The sequence below is a fragment of the Amycolatopsis regifaucium genome (genome assembly GCF_001613935.1).
Classification (GTDB): domain Bacteria; phylum Actinomycetota; class Actinomycetes; order Mycobacteriales; family Pseudonocardiaceae; genus Amycolatopsis; species Amycolatopsis regifaucium.
The window spans coordinates 197,755-223,849 of record NZ_LQCI01000034.1 but is presented as its reverse complement, the minus strand read 5'-3'; the positions used below and the strand labels follow the sequence as shown (position 1 = coordinate 223,849).

At 69.6% G+C, this 26,095-nt stretch carries 19 protein-coding genes; 10 read left to right on the top strand and 9 right to left on the bottom strand.

From position 1 onward, the window contains the following. Together AVL48_RS24795 and AVL48_RS24790 are read left to right on the top strand one after the other, a co-directional pair. Complete coding sequence (locus tag AVL48_RS24795) at positions 1-1,143, top strand: DUF58 domain-containing protein (protein ID WP_061986674.1); 1,143 nt, start codon at positions 1-3, stop codon at positions 1,141-1,143. Then, entirely contained in the window at positions 1,140-3,317 is a 2,178-nt protein-coding gene (locus AVL48_RS24790; RefSeq protein ID WP_061986677.1) for a transglutaminase TgpA family protein, read from the top strand. Before AVL48_RS24795 ends, AVL48_RS24790 begins: the two co-directional genes overlap by 4 nt. Positions 3,318-3,327: 10 nt before the next feature. Here the strand turns inward: AVL48_RS24790 and AVL48_RS24785 are convergent, their stop codons facing one another. Further along, positions 3,328-4,752 (bottom strand): serine/threonine protein kinase, encoded by a 1,425-nt coding sequence (locus AVL48_RS24785; RefSeq protein ID WP_061986679.1) that lies wholly within the window; start codon positions 4,750-4,752, stop codon positions 3,328-3,330. 102 nt (positions 4,753-4,854) lie between these two features. On the opposite strand from AVL48_RS24785, the gene eccD reads away from it, so the two are divergent. Together eccD and eccB are read left to right on the top strand one after the other, a co-directional pair. Next, positions 4,855-6,237 carry a type VII secretion integral membrane protein EccD gene (gene eccD, locus AVL48_RS24780; RefSeq protein ID WP_061986681.1) on the top strand — a complete coding sequence of 461 codons (1,383 nt, stop codon included), beginning with the start codon at positions 4,855-4,857 and terminating at the stop codon, positions 6,235-6,237. 4 nt (positions 6,238-6,241) lie between these two features. Beyond that, positions 6,242-7,675, top strand: coding sequence for a type VII secretion protein EccB (eccB, locus tag AVL48_RS24775; protein WP_061986683.1), 1,434 nt, complete (start codon positions 6,242-6,244; stop codon positions 7,673-7,675). Positions 7,676-7,749: 74 nt separating this feature from the next. Here the strand turns inward: eccB and AVL48_RS24770 are convergent, their stop codons facing one another. The 5 genes from AVL48_RS24770 to eccCa are packed head-to-tail and all read right to left on the bottom strand — an operon-like array spanning position 7,750 to position 15,105. After that, positions 7,750-8,946 carry a hypothetical protein gene (locus AVL48_RS24770; RefSeq protein WP_061986685.1) on the bottom strand — a complete coding sequence of 399 codons (1,197 nt, stop codon included), beginning with the start codon at positions 8,944-8,946 and terminating at the stop codon, positions 7,750-7,752. A 10-nt stretch (positions 8,947-8,956) separates the two neighbouring features. Continuing rightward, positions 8,957-9,364, bottom strand: a complete 408-nt coding sequence (locus AVL48_RS24765) for a hypothetical protein (RefSeq protein WP_061986687.1) — start codon at positions 9,362-9,364, stop codon at positions 8,957-8,959. Positions 9,365-9,375: 11 nt separating this feature from the next. After that, positions 9,376-10,731, bottom strand: a complete 1,356-nt coding sequence (locus tag AVL48_RS24760) for a hypothetical protein (protein WP_061986689.1) — start codon at positions 10,729-10,731, stop codon at positions 9,376-9,378. Continuing rightward, entirely contained in the window at positions 10,728-11,093 is a 366-nt protein-coding gene (locus AVL48_RS24755) for a hypothetical protein (protein WP_061986691.1), read from the bottom strand. Before AVL48_RS24755 ends, AVL48_RS24760 begins: the two co-directional genes overlap by 4 nt. A gap of 46 nt (positions 11,094-11,139) precedes the next feature. Beyond that, positions 11,140-15,105 (bottom strand): type VII secretion protein EccCa, encoded by a 3,966-nt coding sequence (eccCa, locus tag AVL48_RS24750; RefSeq protein WP_061986693.1) that lies wholly within the window; start codon positions 15,103-15,105, stop codon positions 11,140-11,142. A 159-nt stretch (positions 15,106-15,264) separates the two neighbouring features. Here eccCa and AVL48_RS24745 point away from each other — a divergent pair, with 159 nt between their 5' ends. Both AVL48_RS24745 and AVL48_RS24740 read left to right on the top strand, forming a co-directional pair. Further along, positions 15,265-15,588: a hypothetical protein gene (locus tag AVL48_RS24745; protein ID WP_061986695.1), complete on the top strand. Its 324-nt coding sequence runs from the start codon at positions 15,265-15,267 to the stop codon at positions 15,586-15,588. Between the two features lie 45 nt (positions 15,589-15,633). Beyond that, positions 15,634-15,927, top strand: a complete 294-nt coding sequence (locus AVL48_RS24740; protein ID WP_061986697.1) for a hypothetical protein — start codon at positions 15,634-15,636, stop codon at positions 15,925-15,927. Between the two features lie 96 nt (positions 15,928-16,023). Here the strand turns inward: AVL48_RS24740 and mycP are convergent, their stop codons facing one another. Then, on the bottom strand, positions 16,024-17,283 hold the full coding sequence (gene mycP, locus AVL48_RS24735; RefSeq protein ID WP_061986699.1) for a type VII secretion-associated serine protease mycosin: 1,260 nt from the start codon (positions 17,281-17,283) through the stop codon (positions 16,024-16,026). Positions 17,284-17,401: 118 nt separating this feature from the next. Here mycP and AVL48_RS24730 point away from each other — a divergent pair, with 118 nt between their 5' ends. From AVL48_RS24730 to AVL48_RS24715, 4 genes are read left to right on the top strand one after another with little or no spacing between them, the layout of a single operon-like run. Beyond that, positions 17,402-17,782, top strand: a complete 381-nt coding sequence (locus AVL48_RS24730; protein WP_244162587.1) for a YbaB/EbfC family nucleoid-associated protein — start codon at positions 17,402-17,404, stop codon at positions 17,780-17,782. Continuing rightward, positions 17,779-18,108: a hypothetical protein gene (locus tag AVL48_RS24725; RefSeq protein WP_061986703.1), complete on the top strand. Its 330-nt coding sequence runs from the start codon at positions 17,779-17,781 to the stop codon at positions 18,106-18,108. The genes AVL48_RS24730 and AVL48_RS24725 overlap by 4 nt, the downstream gene beginning before the upstream one ends. 9 nt (positions 18,109-18,117) lie before the next feature. Further along, positions 18,118-23,646 (top strand): WXG100-like domain-containing protein, encoded by a 5,529-nt coding sequence (locus tag AVL48_RS24720; RefSeq protein ID WP_061986705.1) that lies wholly within the window; start codon positions 18,118-18,120, stop codon positions 23,644-23,646. Further along, positions 23,643-24,083: a hypothetical protein gene (locus tag AVL48_RS24715; protein ID WP_244162586.1), complete on the top strand. Its 441-nt coding sequence runs from the start codon at positions 23,643-23,645 to the stop codon at positions 24,081-24,083. The genes AVL48_RS24720 and AVL48_RS24715 overlap by 4 nt, the downstream gene beginning before the upstream one ends. Here AVL48_RS24715 and AVL48_RS24710 read toward each other — a convergent pair. Together AVL48_RS24710 and AVL48_RS24705 are read right to left on the bottom strand one after the other, a co-directional pair. Further along, on the bottom strand, positions 24,070-25,323 hold the full coding sequence (locus AVL48_RS24710; protein WP_061986707.1) for a sensor histidine kinase: 1,254 nt from the start codon (positions 25,321-25,323) through the stop codon (positions 24,070-24,072). The genes AVL48_RS24715 and AVL48_RS24710 overlap by 14 nt on opposite strands. After that, positions 25,320-25,985, bottom strand: a complete 666-nt coding sequence (locus AVL48_RS24705) for a response regulator transcription factor (RefSeq protein WP_177242283.1) — start codon at positions 25,983-25,985, stop codon at positions 25,320-25,322. Before AVL48_RS24705 ends, AVL48_RS24710 begins: the two co-directional genes overlap by 4 nt. Positions 25,986-26,095 lie beyond the last annotated feature (110 nt).

The following is a 26,095-nucleotide window of genomic DNA, read 5'->3' as shown; positions in this document are numbered from 1 at the left end:
GTGCGGCTCACTCGCCGCGGCGTCGTCGTGCTCGCCTTCGCCGCCGGGTTCTACGCCCTCGGTGAGCTGGCCGGGTACACCTTCTTCCGTGCCTTCGCCGGGATCGCGGCGGGCGCGGTGCTGATCGCCTTGGCCACCACCAGGTTCCGGCCGCAGGTGGAGATCGGCCGGACCGTCCAGCCGGACCGCGTCGAGCGTGGGAAGCCCGCGCTGGCCTCGCTCGTCGTGCGCAACACCGGTACGCGACGGCACGGCGGATTCGCCGCGGGGGACGGGATCGGCACCGAAACGCATCGGTTACGCGTCCGACCGCTCGCCCCCGGCACGGAAGCGACGTACCACTACGAACTGCCGACGACGACACGCGGAAAGCTGCGGGTCGGCCCGCTCGTGGTGCACCGGCCGGATCTGTTCGACCTCGCCCGCGGCGAGCAGACCGTCGGCGGAACCGCGTGGTTGTGGGTCCACCCGCGACGGCACGCGGTGCGCCCGGCGCAGGCAGGCCATCCGCGGCACCACCACGAAGGCCCGATCACCGACCCGCCGCTGCGTGGTTCGGCGGATCTGCGCGCGGTCCGTGAGTACGTGGTCGGTGACGAGGTCCGGCATCTGCACTGGAAGGCGAGTGCCCGGACCGGGCGGCTCATGGTGCGCGAATACGCCGATCCGGCCCAGCCGCGCTTCACCGCCGTGCTCGACACGCGACGCGCTTCGATGACCCCGGCCGTCTTCGAGGAGGCCGTCGAGGTGGCGGCTTCGTTGTGTTACGCGTCGGCTTCGGCCGGACAGCACTGCCGCCTCATCACCGCGACGGGCGCGGACACACTGACCGACAGCGGGGTGCGCGCGGCGAGGACGTTGCTGGACGAACTCGCGCTGGTCACCCAGGACGCCGCCGACGACGCGCCATTGCTGCCCTCGGTACTGGCCGCCGCTCCCCGCCCCGGCGGGGTACTGGTCGTGATCACCGGACCGGACGCCGACCTCGGCCACGCCGCCCGCTGGCAGCCGGACACGGTGTTCCGGCTCGGTGACCTCAGGCCGTCGGCCGGTTCCGGCGGTCTGATCGTCGCGGTCGACGCCGCCGGTGCCGCGGCGCGCTGGAACTCGGCTCAGGGGAATTCCTTGGCGGGGACGGCATGAGCGGGAGATTCGACCGGCTCGCGGTCGCCGGCCTCCTCGGCGCCACCGCGGTCGCCGGGCTGCTGTTCGCGCCGGTGTTCGGCTGGAAGTCGTTGCTCGTCCCGGTACTCGTGGTCGCCGTCGTCGGATACGGCTGCGTCGAACTGACCGCGAAGTTCCCCAAGCTGGCCCCGTACCGGCCTTTGCTCGTGGCGCTGCTCGGTATCCTCGGCTTGATCGAGACGGTGCTGACCTCGACCACGCTCACCTTCCTGCCCACGGCGGCCTCGTTGCGGGGGGTGGCACGCGGTTTCACCGAGGGCTGGCAACTCACCCTGCAGTCCACCTGGCCCGCGAAGCCGGTCCCGGAACAACTGCTGTTCGTCCCGCTGACGGTGTTGCTCGCGGTCGTCCTCGGCGTGGAACTGGTGCTGCGCCTGAAGAAACCGCTGGTGGCGCTGGTGCCGAGCCTCGCGGTCGCCGGGCTCGCCCAGGCGTATCAGGCGTTGACAGGGATCGTCGCGGTGGCGGCGGCGCTGGGCTACGCGTTGCCCGCGGGGCTTCTGCTGTGGACGAACAGACGCACCTCGGCGGTGAGCAAGGCTCCCGGCGGTCCGCGGTTCTCGTGGCGGATGACGGGATCGGCGGTGTGGCCCGCACTGTCCACTGTGGTCGCTCTCGTCGTCGGAGCCGTCGCGCTCGCCGGACTCGATCCGGTCGGCCGCGATCCGCTGACGCTCAAGGACACCCAGGCCGCGCCGCCGCCCCGGAGCAGGCTCGGCAATCCGCTCGACGAGATCGCCCAGCGGCTCACCCGGCCGGACGAGGAGGTGTTCCGCTACCGCAGCGACCTCCCCGTCGACCAATGGCGCTTGGTCGTGCTGACTGGTTTCGACGGCGCGAACTGGCGGTCCGATTCCCGGTTCCGGCGGCTCGGCGCGGGCCTCGACGGCGCGCCGGAAGGAGTGGTGGGCTCCGCCGAACTCCGGGTGCGCGGGCTCGCGGGACCATGGCTGCCGAGCCACGCTGATCTCACCGGTGTCGACGGGCTGACGCCATTGGTGGACCAGGACGCGGGCACTTTGCTGATGGATTCCCCGTCGGCCGGTCCGGCGCGGGACTACCGGCTCAGCTGGTCCTCGCCCGAGGTCGACCTCGGTGCGGGGGAGGTCGACGCGCGGGCGCCGGGTGGTCTCGGCGGGCTCGGCGCGGTGCCGCCGGAGGTCGAGCAGGTGGCCAAGAACGCCGTACGCGGTCTGCGTCCGACGTTCCAGTCCGCGTTGCAGCTGGAACGCTTCCTCAGCCACAACTATCAGGTCGCGGTGGGCAAGGAGGATCTGCCGACCGGGCACGGCTGGCCGCAGTTACGGCACTTCCTGCTGGAGAGCAAACGGGGGACGAGCGAACAGTTCGCCGCCGCGTACGTGGTTTTGGCGCGGATGAGTGGTATCCCGGCGCGGCTGGTCGTCGGATTCCGCGGTTCGGCGGAGACCGACGGCGGGATGAACGTCGTGCACAACCGCGACGTCCTGGCGTGGCCCGAAGTCGCGGTCGACGGCGCGGGGTGGGTGGCGCTCGACCCGACCGCCACCGCGGGCAAGGCGGGGCAGGGGCAGACCGGTCCCGGCAAGGCGGTCGCCAAGGCGAGGGCCCAGCTGCCGGCCGAACAGGAACTACGGCCGCCGCAGCTGCCGCCGGGCACCCCGCCGGACCCGCCCGAAGACCAGAACGCCGACGCCGGCGCGGGCTGGTGGTGGGTCGCGCTCGCCGTCACGATCGTCCTTTTAGGACTCGGCTGGCTCGCCGGTGTCCCGATGGCGAAGGCCGTCCGCGCGCGCCGACGTCGCCGCCGGACCGGCGAGGAAGGCGTTCTCGGTGCCTGGGACGAGATCCGCGACCGGTTGCGCGCGCACGGCGTGCCGTTCCGGATCGGGATGACCCCGCGCGATCTCGCCGAATCGGCGGGTTCGCTCGCCGGGGAAGGGATCCGCGAGCCGGTCGCCAGGCTGGCCAAGGTGCTGGACGTGACGCTGTGGTCCGGGGTCCCGGTCGGCGACGGCGCCGTCCGGCGGGCCTGGCAGGAGGTCGGCGAGATGCGCAAGGGGCTGGCCACCAGACCGTTCGCGGCTCGGGTGCTGGCGGCACTCGAGCCGCGGACCCTGGTGCCGGTGAAGGGCAAGAAAACGCGCGAGTAAGTCGGACCCGCTAGGGATTGCAGCGCGCGCCGCGGATCGGCATCGGGTCGGTCGTGTAGACGTGACGCCCGTCGGTCGCCCTGAGCTGGAAGCAGTACCGGCGCGCCGGGTCGACCGGCACGTCCATGCCGCGCTGGCGGTGCGCGACGAGCTGTTTCGTCTCGAGCCGCTCGCCCGCCATGATGACGACGAAGTCCAGTTCGCCTTCCGCCGTCCAGGTCAGTTGAACGTGATCGCTCTGGTCCTGCGGCGGGGCGAGCGCCAGCTTGACGTCCGGCGCGGGTGCGGAAGCCGGTGACGGCGCCGGAATCGCGGCCGCCAGCGGGACGGCCTGTCCGCCGATCTCCGCCGGACCGAGGACCAAGGGCACCACGGCCAGCCCGGCGAGGAGCACTCCCGCACCCGCCGTCACGATGGGCCGCCAGGGAATTTCGCGGTCACGCTTGAGGGGACCGCTGAACTCGCGGATCAGGGTCCGGCCACCCGCCGGCGGGGCCTGCACCACCCGCACAGGCTGGAGCTGGGGGACCGACGGAGCGGCGGCGGCCGGCCGGGAAACCTCGGCGAAGTCGTCGAATTCGACGTCGGCTTCCTCTTCTTCGCTTGGCAGGTCAGGAGATTCCCCGGTGACGATCTCGCCGCCCGGCTGGCGCAGCTTCGTGAACAGCCGTGCCAGTGACGCCACGTCCTGCGGCCGGTCGGCCGGTTCCTTGGCCAGCAACCGGAGGATGGTGCCGGAAAGCTCCCTCGGGACGCTCGGGTCCTGGATCGGCGCCACCGGTTCCCGCAGTACCTGAAGGATCCGTTCACCGGGCTGCTGCCCGGTGTGCCGGGGGAACGGCGGGGCGCCGGTCAACGCGGTGTAGAGGACCGCGCCGAGTCCATAAAGGTCGGAGGCGGCGGAAAGCGTGTCGTCGCGCAGGGTTTCCGGCGCGGTGTACTCGACCGCGTACATCGGATCGCGCGGGAACCGCCGCCGCAGCGCCACCGAGAAATCGGCGAGCACGAACTCGCCGGAAGCGCGGTACAGCACGTTGTGCGGGCTCACCCCGCCGTGCAGGACGTCCGCTCCATGCGCCGCGGCGAGCGCCGACGCGATCGCGGCGCCGAGCGCGAGCACGTCGGAAACCCCCAGCCGGGTACCGGAATCCAGCAGTCCGGCGAGTGAACCCGCGCACAGTTCGCGACGGATACCGCTGCGGCCGTCGGGATAGGCCATGACGTCGTCGATCTGCAGGATCGACCGGGTCGACCGCACGGCGGCCAGCGCCTTCCGCTCGCGATCGAGCCACGCCGAGGTCTCGCGATCGAAGGAACCGGGGAACATCTTGATCGCGAAGTCGTTGCCCGTAGCGGGATCCCGCCCCGCGTAGACGGTCGCGACGGGGCCCTGCGCGAGCAGCCGCGGTCCGCCGACTCCTGTCTCGATGCTCATGGCTTCATTGTCGCGCAAGAAGGCCGCTTTCGGCGTACTTTCCCGGCGGCAGGTTCCTGCCGAACCGGCCCGCCGGAGCGGTCGCAGGCGGACCCTTTTCCCATGCAGACTGCCGGCCTGGTCAGGGTCACCATCACCACTCCGCACCGGCGCATCGACATGGCGCTGCCGGAACACGCGTCCGTCGCCGAAATCCTCCCCGGCCTGCTCGCGCGGGCGGGCGAAGGGATGGCCGACGACGGCGTCGCCGGCGGCGGCTGGCAGTTGCGCCGCGCCGACGGGACCGCCTTCGATCTGGACCGGACGCTGGGCGCGCACCGGGTCCGGGACGGCGAGATCCTCCATCTGACACCGCGCCGTGCCGAATGGCCGGAGCCCGAGTACGACGACCTCGTGGACGCGATCGCCACCGGCTCCGGCCGCACCGGCAAGGCCTGGGGGCCACGGCATACGCGCCACGCCGGGCTGGCGACCGGTGCGCTGGCGATGGTCTTCGGTCTGGTCGCGGTACTGCGGGCCGGGCCGCCCTGGACGTCCCCGGCGGCCTGGGCACTGGCGGTTTCCGCGCTGCTGCTGGCCGCGGGCGTCCTGCTCGCGCGGGCGCTCCGCGACGCCGGGGCGGGCGCGGTGCTCGCCGCCGTCGCGCTTCCGTTCGCCTTCACCGGCGGCGGCCTGCTGCTGGCGGGCGACGATCCCGTCGGCGCCCTGTCGGCCGGTCACCTGCTGCTGGCGAGTGCGACGCTGCTGCTCGCGGCCGTCGTCGGCCATCTCGGGGTGACCGCCGCGCCGGAACTGTTCGCCGGAGCGGCCACCGTCGGCCTGCTCGGGGTGCTCGGGGGCTGGCTGGCCACGTTCGACGACCTCGCGGGTTATCGTTCGGCGGCCGTGATCGGCGGCGGCGTGCTGGTGCTCTCGACCACGTTCGCGCCGCTGGCCCTGCGGCTCGGCCGGGTGCCGATGCCGGTGCTGCCGCGCTCGACCGCGGACCTCGTCCGCGACGATCCCCAGCCACCGCTCCATCTCGTGCACGCCGCCGTGGCCAGAGCGGACGCGCTGCTCACCGGCATGCTGGGCGGTGCCGCGATCGTGGTCATGTATTGCCAGCTGCAGTTGATCCGCAGCGACAGCGAGGCGGCGGTCGGCCTCGTGGCCCTGCTCGCGGCCGGATTCGGGGTGCGGGCGAGGTTGTATCCGATCCTGCGGCAGCGGCTGCTGGTGCTGGTGACCGGCGTCTTCGGCGCCGGCTGCCTGCTGGCGGGTCCGCTCATGGCGGACCGCTCGCTGCTGCTCGTCCTCGCCGGACCGCTGTCGCTGGCGGTCGCCGCCGTCGTGGTGGCGTCCGGCGTCGTGCTGAGTACGCGCGCCGCGAACCCGTATCTCGGCCGGATCGCCGAGTACTTCGAGATCCTGGTGACGCTCGCCATCGTGCCGGTGGCGTGTTCGGTACTCGGCCTGTACGGCTACGTGCGCGGACTGGGGGGCTGAAACCGTGGCGTCCAAACGAGATCAACTGCAGGCGTACCAATTCCTGGTGCAGCGCGCGATCTCCGCGCTCGTCACCAGGGAGACCGATCCGGAGCAGCCGCCGTTCCGCCGCCCGTCCGGTGCCGCCTTCGCCGGGGTCGCGCTGGCGATCGTGGCCCTGGCGTGCGTCGGCGTGTACGGGATGATCGTGCCGGGCGGGAACAACGCCTGGCGCAAGGACTCCGCGGTGATCGTGGAAAAGGAGACCGGGACCCGCTACGTCTACCTCAACGAACGGCTGCATCCCGTCGCGAACTACGCGTCCGCGCTGCTCCTGCTCGGCGAGCACCGCACCACGGAACGGGTTTCGCGCGATTCGCTCGCCGGAGTCCCGCGAGGGCCCCGGATCGGCATCGCCGACGCCCCGGACGCCTTGCCCGCCCCGGAAAAACTGCTCACCGGCTCGTGGTCGCTGTGTTCCGCACCCGCGAGCGATCTGGCGGGCAGCCGGATCGAGGAGTCGGTCCTGCTGGCGGGCGCGTCGCCGTCCGGCGGCGCGGAATTGGGGGATCAGGCGTTGCTGGTCGAATCGACGTCGACCGGCGACCGGTTCGTCGTGTGGCGCGGGCATCGGCACCGGATCAACGACTACGGCGCCGTCGGCACCGGCCTCGCGCTCACCGCCGAACCGTGGGCGCGCGTCGGTCGGGCGTGGCTCGACGTGCTCCCGGAAGGCGCGCCGATCGGCCCGCTTCCCGTTGCCGCGGCGGGAGAGGCATCCACCGCGGTGCCGGGCCGCACCGACATCCGGAACGGGATGCTGCTGATGGTCCAGACCTCCAGCGGTGGACGGCAGTACTACCTCGCCGAACGGGACGCCCTGCGGCCCATCACCGAACTCCAGTACGACGTCCAGCGCGCGAGCGCCCAGATGATGGCCGCCTATCCCGGTACCGAACCGAAAACCGTGCCGCTGCCGCCCTCTCTCGCGACCATGTCGAGGCAATTGGACCCGATCCAGGCCGATGCGGGCACGGCCCCGCCCGCCCGGCCGGCGATCGCGCGCCTGCGCGACCAGGACGCCACGGTGTGCGCCACTTTCGGCGACGGCGCCGCCGCGCCTTCGCTGACCGTCGATCCCTCGATGCCGCCCGCGGACCCGATGTCCACCACCGCACGCCGGACCGCCTCCGGGACCCCGCTCGCCGACCGCGTCCACGTGCCGCCGGGCAGCGCGATCGTCGTCGAGGTGATGCCTTCACCTGCTGCGGCGGCGGGAACGCTCACCGTCGTGACCGACATGGGGCGCCGCTATCCGCTGGCCTCGCCGGAGGTACTGAAGATGCTGGGTTATCCGTCGGCGCGCCCCGTTCGGCTGCCCGCCGGACTGGTCGCGCGGTTGCCTGAGGGACCGAGCCTGGACCCCGCTACCGCCCGACGCCAGACCCTGGGCGGCTGAGGACCGCTCGAAAGTCGTGAAGGCCTCCTTCCCTACCTTGAGCGTAGGGAAGGAGGCCTTCACGGACTTGGGGTTCAGCGGGAGTTCGGCCGCCAGAGGTCTTCGTCGAGCATCTGCACCGAGCCCGACTCCGTCTCCCCGGACTGGCGACCCCGCGCGAGCGTGAACCCGGCATCCGGATTGCCGTTGGCGGCCCGGCCGCGCAGCTTGGCCGGAACGCCGTCGCTTCCGCCGGATGCCTGCCTGCGTGACGCGCCGGACCGCCCGGTCGGCTGCTCGGAGGAGCCCGGACGAAGTGTGCCCGCCGTGTTCTGCCCGCCGCCGTGTGGTGGCATCATCGGCGACATCGGGCTCGATGCGGCCTTCGCCGTCGACGGCGAAGCGGTGCCGGGCTGAATTTCCGACGCCAGACTGGGTGCCCGCTTCCCGGCCGCGGGCTTGGCCGCTGGAATCCCGGCGAGACCACTCGCGACGCCGAAGCCGCCAAGGCCGCCCGTCGGCACCGGCGGAGTCCCGGTTCCTGGCGTGATCCCGCCCGGCGAGGGCATCGGGGAGACCGCCGCCGGAACAGCGGTGAGCCCGGCCAGCGACACACCGGAAGTCCCGGTCTGGCCCGGAACTTCGGGCAAGGAGACCTCGCCGCCTGTGCCGCCGCCACCGACACCGACCGATTCGGCCAGCCCCTGAACCTCGGTCAGCGCCTCCATCCCCGCCTTGGCGGCGTTGATGAAGTCGGCCGGGGAATTGCCTTCGGCTGCCGTGACAGCCGTGGGCATCAAGTCGCCGGGTGACTGGATTCCGGACGCCGCGACGACCTTGAGCATCGACATGTCGAACTGCCCGCCGAGCGCGGTCATCCGCGTGCCCGCGAGTTGTTGGAAGCCGGGCGCCGCCCACGCGGTGAGCGGACTGGAAAGGGCCGTGAGGTAGGACTCGTAGAAACCGGTGACGACCTGGAGCGCCTCCGGGATCGCGGCCGCCAGCGTGGTCAGCGTTTCGGCGGGCTGGGCGGCGTCGATCCGGTCACCCCAGAATTTCAGCTCGGCGAGGGTGCGCTGGACCTTCTCCTCGTGCTCCCGGCCACCTTCGTCCTGCCAGTCCGGCGCCAGCTCACCCGCCCTGGTGTGCAGTTCCGCCCTCGCGGACTCGATCCAGGCACGGACTTCGGTCCACATCTTCGCCGCGTCGGTGAGGACCGGGACGTTGGCCTGCTCCGCCGTGATCATCGCCATGTGCATCTCGATCGGCAGCAGGTTGTAAGGGACAGCCATGATTCGCTCCTCAATCGGTCGGGGTGATTTCGGCCGCGGGTTGGTCGGCCGGCTTTTCCACGGCCTGCTGCCCGGATCCCGCCACCTGCTTCACGAGACCGACCCCTTGTTTGATCACTTTGGTCGCGGAAGTCGCCAGTTCGAGGGCGCTGGCGACGTCCGCGGCCGAGTACGCACCGGCGGCGGCCTTGACCTTGACGGAGTCGGTGACCATGTCCTCGGTGACCTTCGTCAGCAAGGCTGACATGGCCGCGGTCGCCGCCTTGTCCAGCACCGACATCGCGATGCCCTCGTACAGCCCGGACAGGTTCGGGGGTATCCCGAGTCGCGCCATGGAGGGCGGCATTTCGGGCGCCTTGAGTTTCGACGAGTAGGCACTCATCGCCTCGATGTCGCCGTTGATCTCTGTTGCGGGCATCTGCCCCTCCTTTAGTGACCGAACCGGTTTTTCGGTGTGGTGTCGTGCTGTTCCACCTGCCACAGCTCCTCGTCGAGCAACTGGACCGTGTCGTTCCCGGAGTCCCAGCGCCGTCGCGCGAGCGGGGTGGGCCGTGCCACCGCGCCGTCGGCCGCACCGGGGCGCCCGGTGATCCCGGACCGTCCGAGCAGGGCGACGCCGGGGGTTCCCCGCGGCTTCCGCTCGCGTGGCCGCCTGGTGGCGGTGTCTTCGGCTGTCCCGGGTTTGATCCCGGTGTCCGCCTTCTTCCCGGCCTGGTTCGGCGACGCCGGAGGTGGCGCCATGCCGGAACCGGACGAAGCCGTACCAGCGGTGCCTGCCGTACCCGCCGCACCGAACGTCGCGGCCGAAGACAGGGGCGCACCACTCGTCCCGGTAGCCGCGCTCTGCGGCTGTGGAACGGCTGAAGACCCGGCACCCATCCCTCCGCTCGCTGGGCCGCTTCCTCCACCATCGCCGCTTCCGGCGAGGCTCGGCGACCCCGAGCCGGCGAGGCCGTTCAGGTAGTCGGCACGTTCGACCGGGGAAAGCGAGCCGAGTGCCACCGGATCGAAGTTCGCCGAATCGGGTAGGGACACCGGATTCGGCACGCCTTGGCCGCTGCCGAGCAGTTGCTGCAACGATTGCGCGGCCTGGCTGAGCGCGTCCAGCGCGCCGGGCCCCTGCTGCAACGCCGCCTTGAGCGGATCCTGGGTTTTGGTCGGGGAGGTCGGGGAGACCGGTTCGGGCACCTGCCCCGGTTCGGTGGGAGAGAGGTCGGCGGGGCCGGGTGTCCCGGCCGTCTGGGGAGCCTCACTGCTCTGGCGGCTCTCCGGGAGCGCCGCGCGCGGTCCGTGCCACTGCCAGTCGCCGATCCGCTCGATCGAGGTCCGTGCCCGGTCGTACGCCTCGGCGAGTTCGTTGAGAACTATCCCAACCTGCCGGGCGGTCTCCCGTTCCTGTTGCTCGGTCGGTTCCTTGCCGAGTTCGATGAGATGGTTGTAACCCCGGACGGCTTCCTGGGTCTTCTGGACCGTATTGGTGATCAAGCCGGGGATCGCCGCGAAGTTCTCCTGTACCTTGTGTTCCTTGATCTTCGCCACGAACGCCGCGAGCTGCTTGCGGTTCGGTTCCAGCTGTTCGTCGCGGAACAGCTGGAAGGCACCGTCCGTCCAGACCTTCTCCAGCTCGGTCTGCCGGTTCGTGATCTTCTTGGCCGACTCGTCGAGATAGGTGACAGCGGCGCCCCACATCTTCGCCGCCTGCTCGGCGGTCCCGAAATGGAGTGTTTCCTCGGAGACGAATCGGACGAGGGTACGCACCGAGAATCCGTTGGTGTAGTCGATCATCGAGGGTCACCTTGAGGTTCGAAGATCCCGGCCCGATCCGTCAGGTTCAGGTCGCGGCGGTTGACGATGGCCTCGAATTCCCGTGCGCTCATCCCGTCGCCGTCCGCGTAACACCGGCCACTGGCGACGGTCATCTCCTTGAAGGCGGCGAACCCCTGCATGACATGGGTGACGTAGGTTTGCAGCGTGTTCGTCGAATTCGAGTCGGCGAGGAAGAGCTCCCGGCATTCCAGGATTCCCGAATCCGAGCAGCGCAGCGGCTCGCGGCGGAGTGGTTCCGCGGTCGCGGTCGGCGGAGCGGTGAATTGACCTCCGATGTCGTTCATCTTCCCCGCGTCGCCGTCCATGTATTCGTTCGCCATAGCACTCCTCGATTTCCGTTCTCATTCGGTCGAACCAGGGCACGCCCTAGTCCCGTGACGGCAGCCATGCGAGTTGCACCAGCCCCTTTTGCCCGCGCCGGTCCACCAGCCAGCCGCGCCCGGGCGACAGTTGCTGGGCTCGCATGCCACCGAGCAGCGGGCCCTCGTCCCGGTCACCCGACAACATCAGGCCGGGCGAGCCGACTTCACGCAGTCGACCGAGGAAGACCTCGAACAATCCACGCCCGGCGCCGCCGGTCCGGCGGGTCAGCACCACGTGCAGGCCGATGTCGGAGCCCTGCGCGATCAGCGGCAGCAGCGGGATGAGCGGGTGCTCCTTGTGGGTGGCCACCATGTCGTAGTCGTCGACCAGCACGAAGACCTCCGGCCCGCTCCACCAGCTCCGGGCCCGGAGCTCCTTGGGCGTGACCTCCGGCCCCGGCAGCCGTTTGGCCAAGGCCCCCGCCGTTTCGGCCACCATGCCCCGGCTGTTCTCGTCGTTCGTGCCATAACCGAGCAGGTATTCGTCGTCGATCTCTCCGAGCAGCCCTCGGCGATGGTCGATCACCAGGATCCTGGCCTCGCTCGGCGTGTAGGCCCGGCTGATCCGCTTGGCCAGCACGCGCAGGAACGAGGTCTTGCCGGACTGGGTGTCCGCCAACAGGAAGAAATGGGGATCGGCGGTGAAGTCCAGCCGAACCGGGGAAAGGTCGTGCTCGTGGATGCCGACCGCGAAGCCGGCGTCATCACCGGTCAGCGCGTCGGCGGCTGGAAGCTCTTCGTAGGGAAGGACTCCCGGTAGGAGGCGGACCGACGGTGCGGGGTCACCCGGCCAGGCCGCACTGACCGCGCCGACCAGCGCGCCGATGCCATCCGCCAGATCGGCGGTGGTGTTCCGGCCGTCGATCCGTGGCAGGGCCATGAGCATCTGGTGCCCACTCATGGAAATCCCACGTCCTGGGGCGTCGGCGGGAACGCTCATCGCGGCCCGCCGGTCGACGACCGAGTCGATCGGGTCGCCGATCTTCAGCTCCAGCCTGCTCGCGAACAGGTCCCGGATGTTCATCCGCAGATCGAACGATCGGGTGCAGGCCGCCACCACGTGGATGCCGTAGGAAAGTCCGCGCGCGGCGATGTCGCCGACCGTTTCCTCCAGGTCCGAGAAGTCGTTGCGCAGGGTCTGCCAGCCGTCGACGACGAGGAACACGTCGCCGTGCGGCAGTTCGGCGAACCGGCCGTCGGCACGGTGCCGCCGATAGGTGATCATCCCGTCGATCTGATGCTCGGTGAACAGCCGTTCCCGTTGTGCCAGCAGGGTGGCCACCTCGGCCACGGTGCGCCGGACCGCGCCCGTGTCCAGCCTGCCGGAGACCCCGGCGACATGGGGAAGACCGGAGATCGAGGCGAGTGTGCCACCCCCGAAGTCCAGGCAGTAGAACGCCGCTTCGCGGGGTGTGTGGGTGAGGGAAAGGCTGGTGATCAGGGTGCGGATGGCCGTGCTCTTCCCGGTCTGCGGCGCGCCGAGCACGAGGACGTGCCCGGCCGCACCGGACAGGTCCAGTGTCAGCGGATCGCGCCGCTGTTCCAGGGGCCGGTCGACGATGCCGAGTACCGGGGCCAGCGAGCCGGTGGCGGCACCGGGGGAGAGCCCGCGACGCGGGTCGGCGACCAGCGGCGGTAGCAGACTGTCCAAAGTAGAGGGATCGGACAACGGGGGCAGCCACACCTGGTGAGCGGCCGTGCCCTTGCCCTCGAGCCGGTCCACGAGAATGTCCAGCAACGTTTCGCCGACAGCGGTGTCCTCGTCGATCCGCTCTGTCTCATCGTCTTCGGCTTCGTCGACTTCACCGGCGAGGTACGCGGTCGTGTACTCGCGCAGCGCCAGCTGTTCCCCGGCGGTCGCGGACACGGAAACACCGGCCGCACGCTGGTAGACGCCGGAGACGTAGGCGGAGCGGAACCGGTCCAGCTGCTCGGTGCCGACCTTGAGGAATCCGTGTCCCGGTGCTCTCGGCAGCTTGAACGCGTCGGCCATGCCGAGTACCGCCCTGCTCTCCATCTCCGAGAACGTGCGCAGGCCGATCCGGTAGGAAAGATGCGTCTCCAGCCCGCGCAGCCTGCCTTCCTCGAGCCGCTGGGAGGCGAGCAACAGGTGCACGCCGAGTGATCTGCCGACTCGTCCTATCTGGACGAACATGTCGATGAAATCGGGTTTGGCCGAGAGCAGTTCGGAGAACTCGTCGCAGATCACCAGCAACGTCGGTACCTCGGGCAACGGCGCGCCCGCCGCGCGTGCCTTCTCGTAATCGCGCAACGACGAGAAGTTCCCGGCCGCGCGCAACAGTTCCTGACGGCGGATGAGCTCCCCGTTGATCGCGTCGGTCATCCGATCGACGAGGTGGAGCTCGTCGGCGAGGTTGGTGATCACCGCGCTGGTGTGCGGTAACGCGTCGAGCCGCGTGAACGTCGCACCGCCTTTGAAGTCGACCAGCGCGAAGTTCAGCGAACTCGGCGAATGGGTGACCGCCAGCGCGAGCACCAGAGTCCGCAACAGCTCGGACTTGCCGGAGCCGGTGGCGCCGATCAGCAGGCCGTGCGGGCCCATCCCGTCCTGTGCCGACTCTTTCAGATCGAGTTCGATCGGGACGCCGTCGGCTTGGATGCCGATCCCGACCCGCAGCCGGTCGCGGTTCGGCCGTGGCTGCCACGTGTCGGCCGGGTCGAATTCATACGGGTCACCCAGATCCAGCAGTTCGGCCAGCCCGAGTTCGGTGCTCATCGGGGTGTCGCCGCGCAGGCCCGCCGTCAGCCGCAGCGGCGCCAGCTGACGGGCGAGCCCCTCGGCCGCGACGGCGCCCAGCGTGTCCGCGCGGCCGAGCGGTGCTTCGCCGTCCATCGTCTCGCTGACCAAGTCACCTTCGGCGTCGACGGCCAGCACCACCGTGGTCCGGTCCAGCGTTCTGGGCGGCATGGTCGTCAGGTCGACGACGGTCACCCCTTCGACACCGCCACCGGTCATCAGATGGTCCGAGCCCGCCACGGAACCGCCATCGAGCACCACCACCAGATGCGGTCCGGAAGTGCGGACGTCCACCTCGGGATCGAACCTCGGACGCTTCGAAAGTTCCTCCTCCAGCATCGATTCCAATGCCGGGATGGTCGGTGCGACGAGACGGAGCGGGCCGAGCGCGTCCACCCGTTCCGGATGCAGCGCGTGCGGTAGCCATTTGACCCACTCCCAGTCCGCACGCTGTTCCGGACCCGAACAGACCGCGATCCGCACGTCCTCCGGCGACTGCAAGGTCGCCAATTGGGCGAGGAGTGCGCGCAGCACACCGAGCACGGCGTTCCGGTCGCCGCGCAGATGTATCCGGCTGAACCCGTTGACCGCGATCGCGATCGGCAACCGGCCCACGGTGGAATAGGTCGTGATGAACCGGCGCAACGCCAACGCGGACAGCGGTTCGAGTTCTTCGAGCGGTTTGGTCTCCGGGGTGACCAAGGTGGTCGCCGGTGCCTGAGCGCCGCTGCCGATACGCGCGACTCCGAAGTCGGCGTCCTCCTTGCGCCTTTCCCACAACCGGTAGCTCGCCGCCAAGGACCACAAGGTGGCGGGGTCGGGGTGCAGGTACTCCATCGCCGTGCGCTGTCTGCGCACCGAACGACGGAGCCGCAACCGGTGCTGAGCGAGATGACGCAGGTACTTTCGGCGGGCGTGGCCCATTTCCCTTTTGCTGGGACCGCCGCCTTGCAGGAATCCCATGACGACCATGCCGAGCATGGCGAGGCCCATCATCCCGTAGATGACGAAACGCATGGATCCCGCCATGCTGCCGGAGTACATCAGCAACATCGCGGCCATCATGGCCACCATCGGCAGCACCGTGAGAACCTGCGTCCAGCCACGGGCGGGCGGGGGCGGGATCTCCGGAGGCGCTTGCAGGATCAGCTCACCGGTCGGCATTTCCGGACCGGGCCTGCGAGCCGGCCTCTTCACCACGATTGTCGCCACCCTCAGATCGTCCGTGACCGCCGGCCTCCGGGGCGCGCGATGGCAGGAACTTGCCGTGTGGCGGGGAAAGCGTCCTCGGAGAACTAGCTTTTCCTTGGCGCGCAACGGCGCGAACGTGGTCTCACCGACACGGGAGAAACCGATTCGGAGGGTAGGTCGATGACGTACAAGATTGATGGTGACCTCGACGCGATCATGCGTCAGTCACAGATGATTTCCGATACCGTGACCAGCTTGCAAGGCGTTTCGCAGCGTGTGACCGGAGCCGTCGTCGAGGGCGTGAGCGCGAGTAGCGGCCGATGGGCCGACAGGCTCGGCGAAGTCGAGGGCAACCGTCACGGTGCCGTCACCGGCAGGGTCGCCCCCGCCTACCAGGAAGGCGCCGACGGCCTGCGGGCCGGCCACGCGACCTACTCGGAGGCCGACGCCCTCGCGGCCAGCGAAGGTGCCAAGGCCGACTTCGGAATCGCCGCCCAGCTCTGATACGGCCATCGCCTCAGAAGATCCCCGGAGAAGAGGAGAATTCACATGAAACGGATCACCGGATACAGCGAAGTCAACCAGTCCATGGCGCAACAGCTGCGTGACGGCGCGCAGGAGAGCGTCGATCACACCGAGGACACCCATCGCGGGATGGAGTTCGTCTACGACCAGGACCTGACGGACGGATTCGGTCAGGAAGCCCTCGAGGTCTTGGGACAGCATCGAGTGCTGGCCAACGAAACCTGGGACCAGCAGAACCTGCAGGCCCAGGGCGTCGTCAACGCGGACGGACACCTGATGAACGCGGTGGAGATGGCGAAGGCCGGTATGCGTCGCTGATCCCGGGTGGAGTCCCGTCTCACACGGGCGCCGAACGGGCCGTCACTTGCGAAACGCGCGAGTGACGGCCCGTTCGTCGTCTTGCCCCGCGCCGCCTCAGAGAAAAATCTGGTCGGGCGGCTCGACGGCGGCCGGCTGCTCGGGCAACCGCGGGACCCGGCCGGGCCGCCAGTTCCGGCGCCTGCCGAGCGGAAGGACCACGGCGACCAGCCCGGCGAGGACCAGTGCTCCCAAAGCGATGACGGTCAGCAAGCGCGACGTCGCCGACGTGCTCTGCTCCTTCGCCGCTTCGTCGAGCCGTGCCTGGTCCGGTGGTGCCGGGACATGGGCGGGCAGCGCGGCAGGGCGGTCCGTGTCGATCCCGTCGGTCACCGCGCGGTACGGATTGACCAGCCCGGCACCGTAGGCGTCGCTGTTCCGGCCACCGCGGGCAGGGTCGGCCGTGGCGATCAGCCGCCGTGCGACATCGGCGGCGCCGAGCGTGGGCCAGGCGGCACGGACCAGTGCGGCCGTTCCGGCCACGAACGGGGCGGCGAAGCTGGAACCGTCCACATAGGCGTGCCCGTCCACCCTGGTCGTGGTCAGGACTTTCGCGCCGGGAGCGACGAGATCCACGTATCCGCCGATTTGTGATCCGGGCATTCTGGCACCGTTGATGTCCACGGCTCCGACGCCGAGCACACCGTCGTAGGCGGCCGGGTAGGAAGGCAGCTCCGTCGTGTCCCGCTGCGCATTACCCGCCGCGGCGACGACCAGCACGTCACGCGACACCGCGTACGCCACTGCCTGCCGGATGGCGGGAAAGTCCTCATGTCCGGACAACGACAGGTTGAGCACCTTCGCGCCCTGGTCGGTGGCATAGCGGATGCCGTTGGCGACCACTTGCGGGTCGATCCGCAACGCCTCGCCCTGGTCGCCGACGTCGCGGTCGCTGATCCGGACCGGCAGGATCCGCGAGTCCGGCGCCGTACCGTGGAAACCGATACCTGGCACCGGATCGGCGCCGATGATGCCCGCCACCCCGGTTCCGTGCGATACGCAGTCGAACGCGCCCGGCAAACCGCCGGGCTGGTGGAAGTCACGGCCGGCGAGCACTTTCCCCGGGGCGCGCAACTGCGGATGGTCGGCGTCGACGCCGGAATCCACGACCGCGACGAGCACACCCGCTCCCCGGCTCCGTGGCCACGCTCGTCGTGGATCGAGCGTCTGCTGAGCCCAGGGCAGTGCCCGGACCTGTGGGTGTGCGGGAGCCGGGTCGTGGCAGACGCCCGGCGGCGGCGCGGCGTCGGCCGCAGGCGCGCCGAGGAACTGGAACGCCAGCACGGCGGTGACGGCGGGCACCCGGAATCGTCTCATCGCGCCATCGTCGCCGGGGGCGGGTGAACGCGATCCCCCATGGCAGGAACGCGCCATCCGCCCGTTCCCGGCCGCGACCGGCGACAGACTCGGCAGGGAGCGATCGAGGGAGGCACTCGTGGACACACCCCTGCACTTGGGAATGTACGACGAATACGCGCGGATGGCAGAGGACGTGCGGACGATGCAGCGGCGGCTGGCCGAGGTCCGGGTGACCGCGGACTCCGACGACGGGCTGATCAGCGTGACCGTCGGTGGTGCGGGTGAACTGCTCGAACTCTGGCTGGATCCCCGCGTCCACCGCGATCCCGATTCGGCCGCGTTGGCGAAGTCCATCACCGAAACGGTTCACCGGGCCGTCGCTCTCTCACGGGACGAGGGCGTCGCCATCGCGGCGAGTCTCTTACCCGCCGGGGCGACGGCCGATAACACCGATCTGCGGTTCGATCCGTATCTACGCGAACTCGACCGGCAGGTCGCCGGAGGTGAGCGCCGATGACCGGGATTCACCACGACCAGGACGGCGTCATCGACATGCTTCCCGCGGAAACCGTCGTCCACCTGAAAAAGGTGCATGACACCGGGGCCATTCTCCGCACGGAGTGGGCTTCCGTACGCGACAAGCTGCAGAAGGAGATGGAGGTCGGCAACGGCCCGCTCGGCAAGGAGTTCATGGGGAAGTACAAGCCTGCCGCGATCTCCGTGGACAAGGCGGCGCGTGAAGTGCCTGGCGTCTACCAAGGAATGGCGAACAACGGCTACCGCGCGGTACAGATCTACGAGGGCGCGGACGCCGAGGCGACCCACGAGTTCCCGCCGGCCTGACGGATCGACATGGCGAACGACGAACCGGAAGGCGAGCTCTGGATCCGCGTCAAGGAGTCGGGTGTGGTCGGCGTCGACTACCTCTGGCCGCCGGACAGCGAATCGGATGCCAAGGAACTCGCGGACGCGTGGGGGGCGGGTGCGGTCGCACTCGACAAGGCGATCCGGGAGTCCGACGCGGCCGCCAAGGCCTTGCTCGAAACGTGGCTGGATTCCGCCGGTTTCCACCTGCAGTACCTCATCCAGTCCTACAACGGCGGGACCAGCGGGACCGAGGGACTTCACCTGCTGGCCGCCCAGATGAGGGAACTCGAGGCGGCCTGCCGGGGTTATGCGCAGACCTTGGCCGACACCAAGAACCAGATCCGCGTGGAGATCGCCATCAACGTCGGGCTGTTCGCGCTCGCGGCGGTGTTCGGCGGTCCCGGAGGCGCCGCGGCGTTCGCGGCGAGGCTGGCGGGCCAGATCGGCGCGAAGATGATCGTCTGGGCCGGACGTGTCGCTTCCGCTTTCGACAAGTTGGGAGACGTCTCGAAGTTCGGTCTGCGGTTCGCCGGGGAACTGGCGAAGGAGGCGGGCGAAGAGGTCTTCATCGACCTCGCCGGCCAGCAGTTGAGCAAGACACAGGGATATCGGGACGCGATCGATCCCAAACAGACGCTCGCCGCCGGACTCGGTGGTGCGATCGGGCAGCCGCTGAACCGCGTCGTGAACAAGGCCGGTCTCGGCCAGGCGACCAGGGCGCTCGGCGACACCGCGGGCAGGCATATGTCGCGCGCGGCGGCCGACCACGTGACCCGCGGGGTCAATTCCTTCGTCGGTAACGGGTTGACCTCCCCGGTCGCCAGTCACCTCGCCAACAGTGCGGTGTCGGGGGAATGGGCCCCGATTCCCAGCGCCGACCGCATCGTCGGTGACGCGGTTTCGGCCGGGACGATGGCCGCTTCGCGCACGAACACCGTGCTCGCCGGAGAACAGATCCATCAGAACCGTCTCGGCGGAACCGCGGCGGCGCCGGACGTGTCGGTCGAGCAGCTCACCCGGACCGACTCCCCGCCACCGGACGATCCCCCGCCGGGGCAGGTGGAACGAGGGCAGTCCGGAACCGAGGCGGGGACGGCGTCCACCGCTCAGGCGGCCCTCGATTCGGCCGGCACGGAGACGAAAACCGTGGCACAAGCCGCGGCTGCCGAGTCCGTGACCGCGGAGGCGCACGGCAATACCGAACAGGTCGCCACGTCGTCGGCCGCTTCCCCGTCGGAACAGGCGGCCGCGACCGGCGCGAGAACCACGACCACGGTGCTCGCCGCACCCGCCCACGTCAGCGCGGGTGCCGTACCGGCGAGCGCGGCGATGCCCGCCGCGGTGGCGAACACAGCGGCGAACACGGCCGAGACCGCCAAACCCACCAAGGGTGAACCGAACCACGCCAAACCCGCTGAGGGCGAGGACGTGGACGGCGTCTCCGAACCGGGTGAGGTCAAGCCCGTCGAAGAGGTGCCTCACGAACTCCCCGCCGAGGTGCCCGCGGCGGAGAACACACCGGAGGAGGCGCAGCCGGAGCAACCGGCGGAAGAGACACCGGCGAGCGAACCAGGCCAGCTCCAGGAGGCGGCTCCCCGAGCGGAGCAGGACCCTGGCTTCGGAGAAGCCGTCGAAGCCCAGGAAAGTGTTCCCCCGCAACAGGAATCAGCGGAAACCCCGCCTGTGCGGCCGGATGACCTGACCGACGAACTCGGCAAGGTTTGGGATGGTGTCCCCGAACTGCGGCGTCCGATCGCCGATCTGGTCGCGATCGTCCATCCCGTCCGGGCGGAGACGACGCTGAACTTCATGACGCAGGGAATCGCCGGGAACGGCACCCTCTCCGACAAACTGTCCGCACTCGGCTCGGAAGCCCTCGCGAAGTATGTCGAGCGACTGGACAAGACGACCGCCAGGGAGTCCCGCCGAGACCAGACCGAAAAGAACGACCAAGCCGCCAGGGCGAACCGGGCGGCGCCGGACCGGCTGGAAAGCGCCACCGCGTACGAGCAGCTGGACGCGGTGTCCAATATCGGCAAGATCCTCCGGAAGCTCACCGAGCTGGGGGTGAACACCCACGACGCGGCGGAGAAACTGGCGAGCACCATCGAACCCGTCCGGGACACGCCGCCCCGCGGCAAGCCGAGGCAGCCCACGGCCGCTCAGATCGAGGGGGCCAAGCTCAATCTCACCGGGATCGAAGCGGAACTCCGTGCCGCGTTGACGCTCACCGAGCTCAGCGGCGATCAGCTGGCCGCGCTGGGCCTGCCGGACCTGAAGATCGACAGCGTCCGGGCCCCGCAGTTCGACGCCGACGGCAAACTCCTGTCCGACATCGACATCCGGGGCCGGTTGTATCACGGGTACGGGCCGGAGATCCGGATCGATGTCAAGCATCTCTCTTCGGCGGACCCGTCAGTCGTTTCCCTTCTGCAGGAACAGATCGCCAACCAGCTCTCGGCGCTGCCGACGGATCGGCAGGCGCGGCTGGTCTACCTGTTCACGAACGCGTTGACGCAGCAGATCGCCGACGGGCTGATCCAACTCGGGGTGGACGCCGTCCTGCGGCACGACGGTGGCTGGGACTTCAGTGTGGCAGCGGCCAAGGGGCCTGAAGGATCGGCGTCGTCCGGGCCCACCGATCCCGGCCCTACGCCTTCCGGCCCGACACGACCGGGCCCTACGCCTTCCGGTCCGTCGAATCCGCCACCATCGAACCCGCCACCGGACCCGCCGCGGAATCCGCCACCCGGCCCGGCGAACCCGCCATCCGGTTCCGGCGGCGATTCGGCGGCCACGCGGTTCTACCATCCGGAGAACCCGGCGCGGCTGGACCATCCGCCGTCCTCGTCGACGGTGGACCGCAGCAGGCTGAGGATGGTCCTGTTCAGCGAACACCGCCTTCGCGTGCTCATCGACGAGTCCGGCTTGTCCTGGAACGAACTGCGCTCCCTGCTGCTTGAACACGGTCTGCTGCCGTCGGATTCGCGACCGGTGCGCCCCCGTGACGTCTCCAGGATCGTGGAAGCCGATTGGGTGCGTTCGCGGATCGCTCCCGGGTTGCAGGAGGCCGCGGACGCCGCGAGCCGCGAATTCGATCGGCTGACCCGGGGTCTCGCCCCGGAAAGGGACTCGGAGCAGACGCGGCGCCGGGCGCGGATGATCCTCGATCACCTACGGGACGGCACGATGACCCCCGCGTTGCGGGGGACCTTCGTCCATCAGATCTTCGCCGACGAGATCCGCGCCAGGGATGGCGAGATCCTCGGCGATCACGCCGGCCGGTTCCGGTTGACCACCGCGCAGGCGTATCACCTCGACGGCCGCGGCAGGCCGTCCCTGGGGCAGGGCGGCGGAGAGCGGTCGCACTACGCGGGATCGACCGTTCCGAACCTCACACTCGACCTCATGGTGGACGGACGGCCGGTGGTCGTGCAGAGCTACGACTTCACCACCGGGAACCCGGCGCCGGACCCGAATCAGGCTCACCGCGGCGACACCTTCACGCGGGCATTGTTCGAAACGCGGATCCTGCGCCCGGGTCAGTCGCCGGTGAGCCGGGCCGAACCCGTCGTCGCGGGAAGGGAACTCTTCCACACCGGGGACGTCACCGCGATCACCGAAGCCCTCGAGGCGGCGGGCGCCCCCACGCTTTCCCGTTATCGCCGCGCGCTGATGGGCATCTTCATCGCGATCCGGATCCTCGGGATGCCGAACACGATCGACAGCGCGATGGAGGGCAAACCTCCGAAGAGCGGTCCGGTCGACCTGGTCCGGCCACGGAACACCGACGAGCAAGGCCGCAAACCCCGTCGCCCTGGCCATCTGCCGCCGTTCGATCCGGACGGCGATGACGTCGCCGTGAATATCGACCCGGTGACCGGCGAAATCACCTTCAAGGACCCACCGGACGGAACGACCGGTCCCGCGACGATGGGGTCGGCCCGGCTGGACGAGGTCGGTGGCTCCCGCTGGGTCGAAGCGCGGAGAAAGGTCGCGCCCGGACCGTGGGACGGGGCCGTGGTCACCGGTGAGGGCGTCGTGTACGCGCCCGCCGGAATGGCCATCGGCGATGACCTGACCACCCGCTACGCGCATATGCGGGCGATGCTCGGCAACCGGCCGGCCCCCGGTAGTCCGTATGTGGTCACCCTGCACGGCAGCAGGAGCGGACATCCCATTCCCGGTCTCAGCCTGTACTCCGAGATCGCGCTCACCGAAGAACAGCTGCGGGCCATCGAGGAGCTGTACATGCTCAGCCCCGAACAGGTGGCCGAAGCGACGCTCCACAGCGAGTACTACACGGCCGGGCAGCCGGTCCAGCTGAACTCCTGTCACTCCGGATCGTCCGGATGGGCACAGCGCTACGCCGACGCGCTGGGAGCAGAGGTCGTCGCTCCGCGAGGAAGACTGCACGTGATGCCCGGCGGGCGGCTGATCGTGGAGGGCTTTCCCGAAGGCGAAGGGTGGGCGCGGTTCACTCCGACGGCGGCACAGGAATCCGACGATGGCCGGAGCGCCATCGACAAGGCGATCAACCCCGCCGGCGAGGACGACTTCGCCACCCTGCTGCGGCACCATCCGGAACTGGCCCAGGTGCTGCGGGAAACGCCATACCTGGCGAATTCCCTGCGCGCGCGGCCGCAGACCCTGGCCAATCTGTTGCGGCATCCGGAGGCGGTCGAGGTCGTCATCGCGGCGGTGGCCGAGGTCGCCGCCAGAGGAGCGGAAGAGATCCTGCGCGAGCAGGAGGAATCGTCCGGCCCCGGGCCGGTCGATTTGACCGAGACACAGCGCCGGGCCGCCGAGGCGGTGCGTGCGCAGATTCCCCGGAGATACGCCGCGGTCAAGGTGACCCAGCCTGGTTATGCCCCGTCCGCCGGGCTGTCGGAGGAGCAGCTGGCCGCCTACAGAGCCGAGTACCTCGCCGATTTGTACCGCTCTTGGGGCCGCGACCAGAAGGAGCTCAAGAAGCTGGCCGAGTGGCTCGCCGGACACGCCGGGGGCACGGCGGCCTGCCGCTCCGAACCCAAAAGCCGGGTTCGCGCGCAGGACAAGATCGATGGTGACTACGCCGGGGACCCCTCGCGGCTGCTCGATCTGGTCGGCGCGCTGGTGCGGTTCGACACCGTCGCCGAGATCTACCAGGCATTGTATGCCCTGCAGGCACATCTCGCGGAGGGTGGCGCGCCGATCCGGATCGTCGGGATCAAGGACCGGTTCACCAACCCGCAGATGAGTGGCTACCGCGACATCCTCATGACCGTGCGGTTGTCGAACGGGCATATCGCCGAACTGCGGCTGCACCTGGGGCATATCGACGAAGTGGCGGCCTTCGAGCACAGCCTGTACGAGGTGCGCCGGGACTTCGACGCGGTCGCCGCCGAGCAGGGCCGTCCGATTTCGCCGGAGGAGCGGGCACTGGAGGCCACGATACTGCGGCGACAGAGAGAACTGTTCGAGGAAGCGACTTTGCGTGGCCTCCCGCCAGGCGATGAGAGGATCGGACCGTGAACGACATCGAGACTCCGGTGTACTTCGAGTTCTACCACTCGACCTACCGGGTCGACACGACACCGGACGGCTCCTTGGCCGGATACCTGCTGAACCTGCGGACGGGGCGGATCGACGAGGACAACTCGCGGATACGGGCGGTCCTGCACGCCAGGGAAGAGGACATCGAAGTAGTGAGCGAAGACCGGTACATCGAGCTCACCGAGGCGAGGAGAGCACACCATCTTCGTGGTGACGGTCCGATCTTCGCGCTCTACGAGACGATCCAGGCGATCCACGACGCTGCCGATCAGGAGTCCCGGTCGCTCGAGCCCGCTGAGGACGCGATGATCAAGATCACCAGGGCGCGTACGTTCCGTATGTGGGAACAGGAGTTCGCGCGTCGCGACGCGGGAGAGCCGCCGTCGTTCCGGTTCTGGCCGGTCAGTTCGGGCTGATCGGGAGCCTCAGTTCGAAGATCGCGCCGCCCTCGTCGGCGTTGTACACCGCGAGCGTGCCGCCGTGCGCCTGCGCGACCCACCGCACGATGGACAGCCCGAGCCCGGAGGAGCCGCCGGTGCTGGCGAACCGGTCGAAGGCGTCGTCAGCCATGGTGGTGTCGATGCCCGGGCCGTGGTCCGCGACGGTCACGGTGCCGCCGGCGACGGTCAGGTGCACGAACGCCTTCGCGCCCGGTTGGCGGCCGTAGCGCACGGCGTTGTCGAGAAGGTTGCCGATCGCGCGTTGCAGCAGCGCGGGGTCGGCGTTGACCTTCGTGGGCGCGGCGGTGACGGTGACTTCGGCGTTGTCGGTCGCGTTGTCCTCGACCACGCCGACCACCAGCTGGTCGAGCCAGATCGGCTGGATGCTCAGCTGTTCCACGCCGGCGGCGAGCCGGGCGCGAACGAGCAGGTCGTCGATGATGCCGCCCATTCTCGCGGCGAGGCGGACGGTTCGCGGCAGGAGTTCCGCCGACTGGGCCGGGTTGACCATCGCGGTTTCGGCGAGCGCGCGCAGGGCGGCGACCGGGGTGCGGAGGTCGTGCGCGGTTTCGGCGAGCAGGACCTCCTGCTGCTGCAAGGCCGCGGCCGCGGGACGGATCGAGCGGCCGGACAGCAGGTGGCCCGCGAAACCGAGGACCGCGATCAGCAGGACGGTGCCGCCGATCACCAGCAGGGTGAACTGGGTGTGCGCGTCGTCTTCGGCCGCCGTCGACTGCGCCGCGACGACGGCGGCGAACGTCTTGCCGTTCTTGTCCCGCAACGGTTCCGCGCGAACCTTGACCACTTGGCCGTCCATCGCCTTTTGGTGGCCCTGAACGAGTTTGCCGGTCCGCACCGCTTCGGTGGCGAGGCCGTTCAACAACTGGGGGTTCATCGGGACGCAGTTCGCGCGCGAAAGGTGTGGCTGGAACGCGGGCGCGCTGCCGGGCAGGATCGCGAACTGGGGGCAGCGATCGTTCAGCACGTCGGTGTTGACCAGGTCGAAGCCCACGGTGCCGTCGTAGGCGACCAGTCTGCTGACCGACGACGTGACCTGCGTCAGCGCGGCGTCGATCCGTTCCTCACCCTGGTCGCCGTCCTCGTTGATGAGCAGCCACGCGAAGACGACCAGCCCGAGCGTGTTCATCACGGTGAACAACGCGGTCAGCAGCCAGCGCAGCCTGCGCAGCCGATCGGCCGAGGAGTGGCTGTTCATCGGGTGCCCAGCCGGTAGCCGAGCCCGCGGACGGCGTGGATCAGTTCGGGTTCCTTGAGTTTGCGGCGCAACCGCTTCACCACCACGTCGACCACATTGGACATCGGATCGGCCTGCGCGTCCCAGCAGTGCTCGATCAGATCCGCCCGCTGCACCGGCAGTCCCGCCCTGGTCAGCAGGTATTCGAGCACGGCGTACTCCTTGTTCGTCAAGGTGAGCAGCACCCCCGCCCGGCGCACTTCGCGCCGTGCGCAGTCCATCACCAGGTCTTGGTACTGCAGCACCGACGGCCGGTCGAACGCGGCCCGGCGGCACAGGTTGCTCACCCGCTCGGTCAGTTCGGCCATCACGAACGGCTTCACGAGGTAGTCGTCACCGCCGTGTTCGAACCCCGCCACCCGGTCGGCGAGCGCGTCGCGGGCGGTGAGGAACAGCACCGGCGCCCGCCAGCCCAGCTGCCGTCGCATGTGGACGTATTCGATCGCGTCGCCGTCCGGCAGCATCCGGTCGAACACCACGCAGTCGTGGCCGCCCGTCCGCAGAATCCTGTCCGCAGTCGCGATGTCGGCCGCGTCGTCGACGGCGAAGCCGGCCGCGCGCAGCTGCGTGACCAGCGCGAGCCGCAGATTCTCGTCGTCTTCGACGACCATCACCCGTGTCATCAAAACCTCATGTTCGGACAGCGAAAGTAGACGCATGCAGTTTCACCGACCCGCCGCGCCCGCCCGGTTGCCCCTGAACGCTAACGCGTCGGGCATCGCCGGCCGCCCGG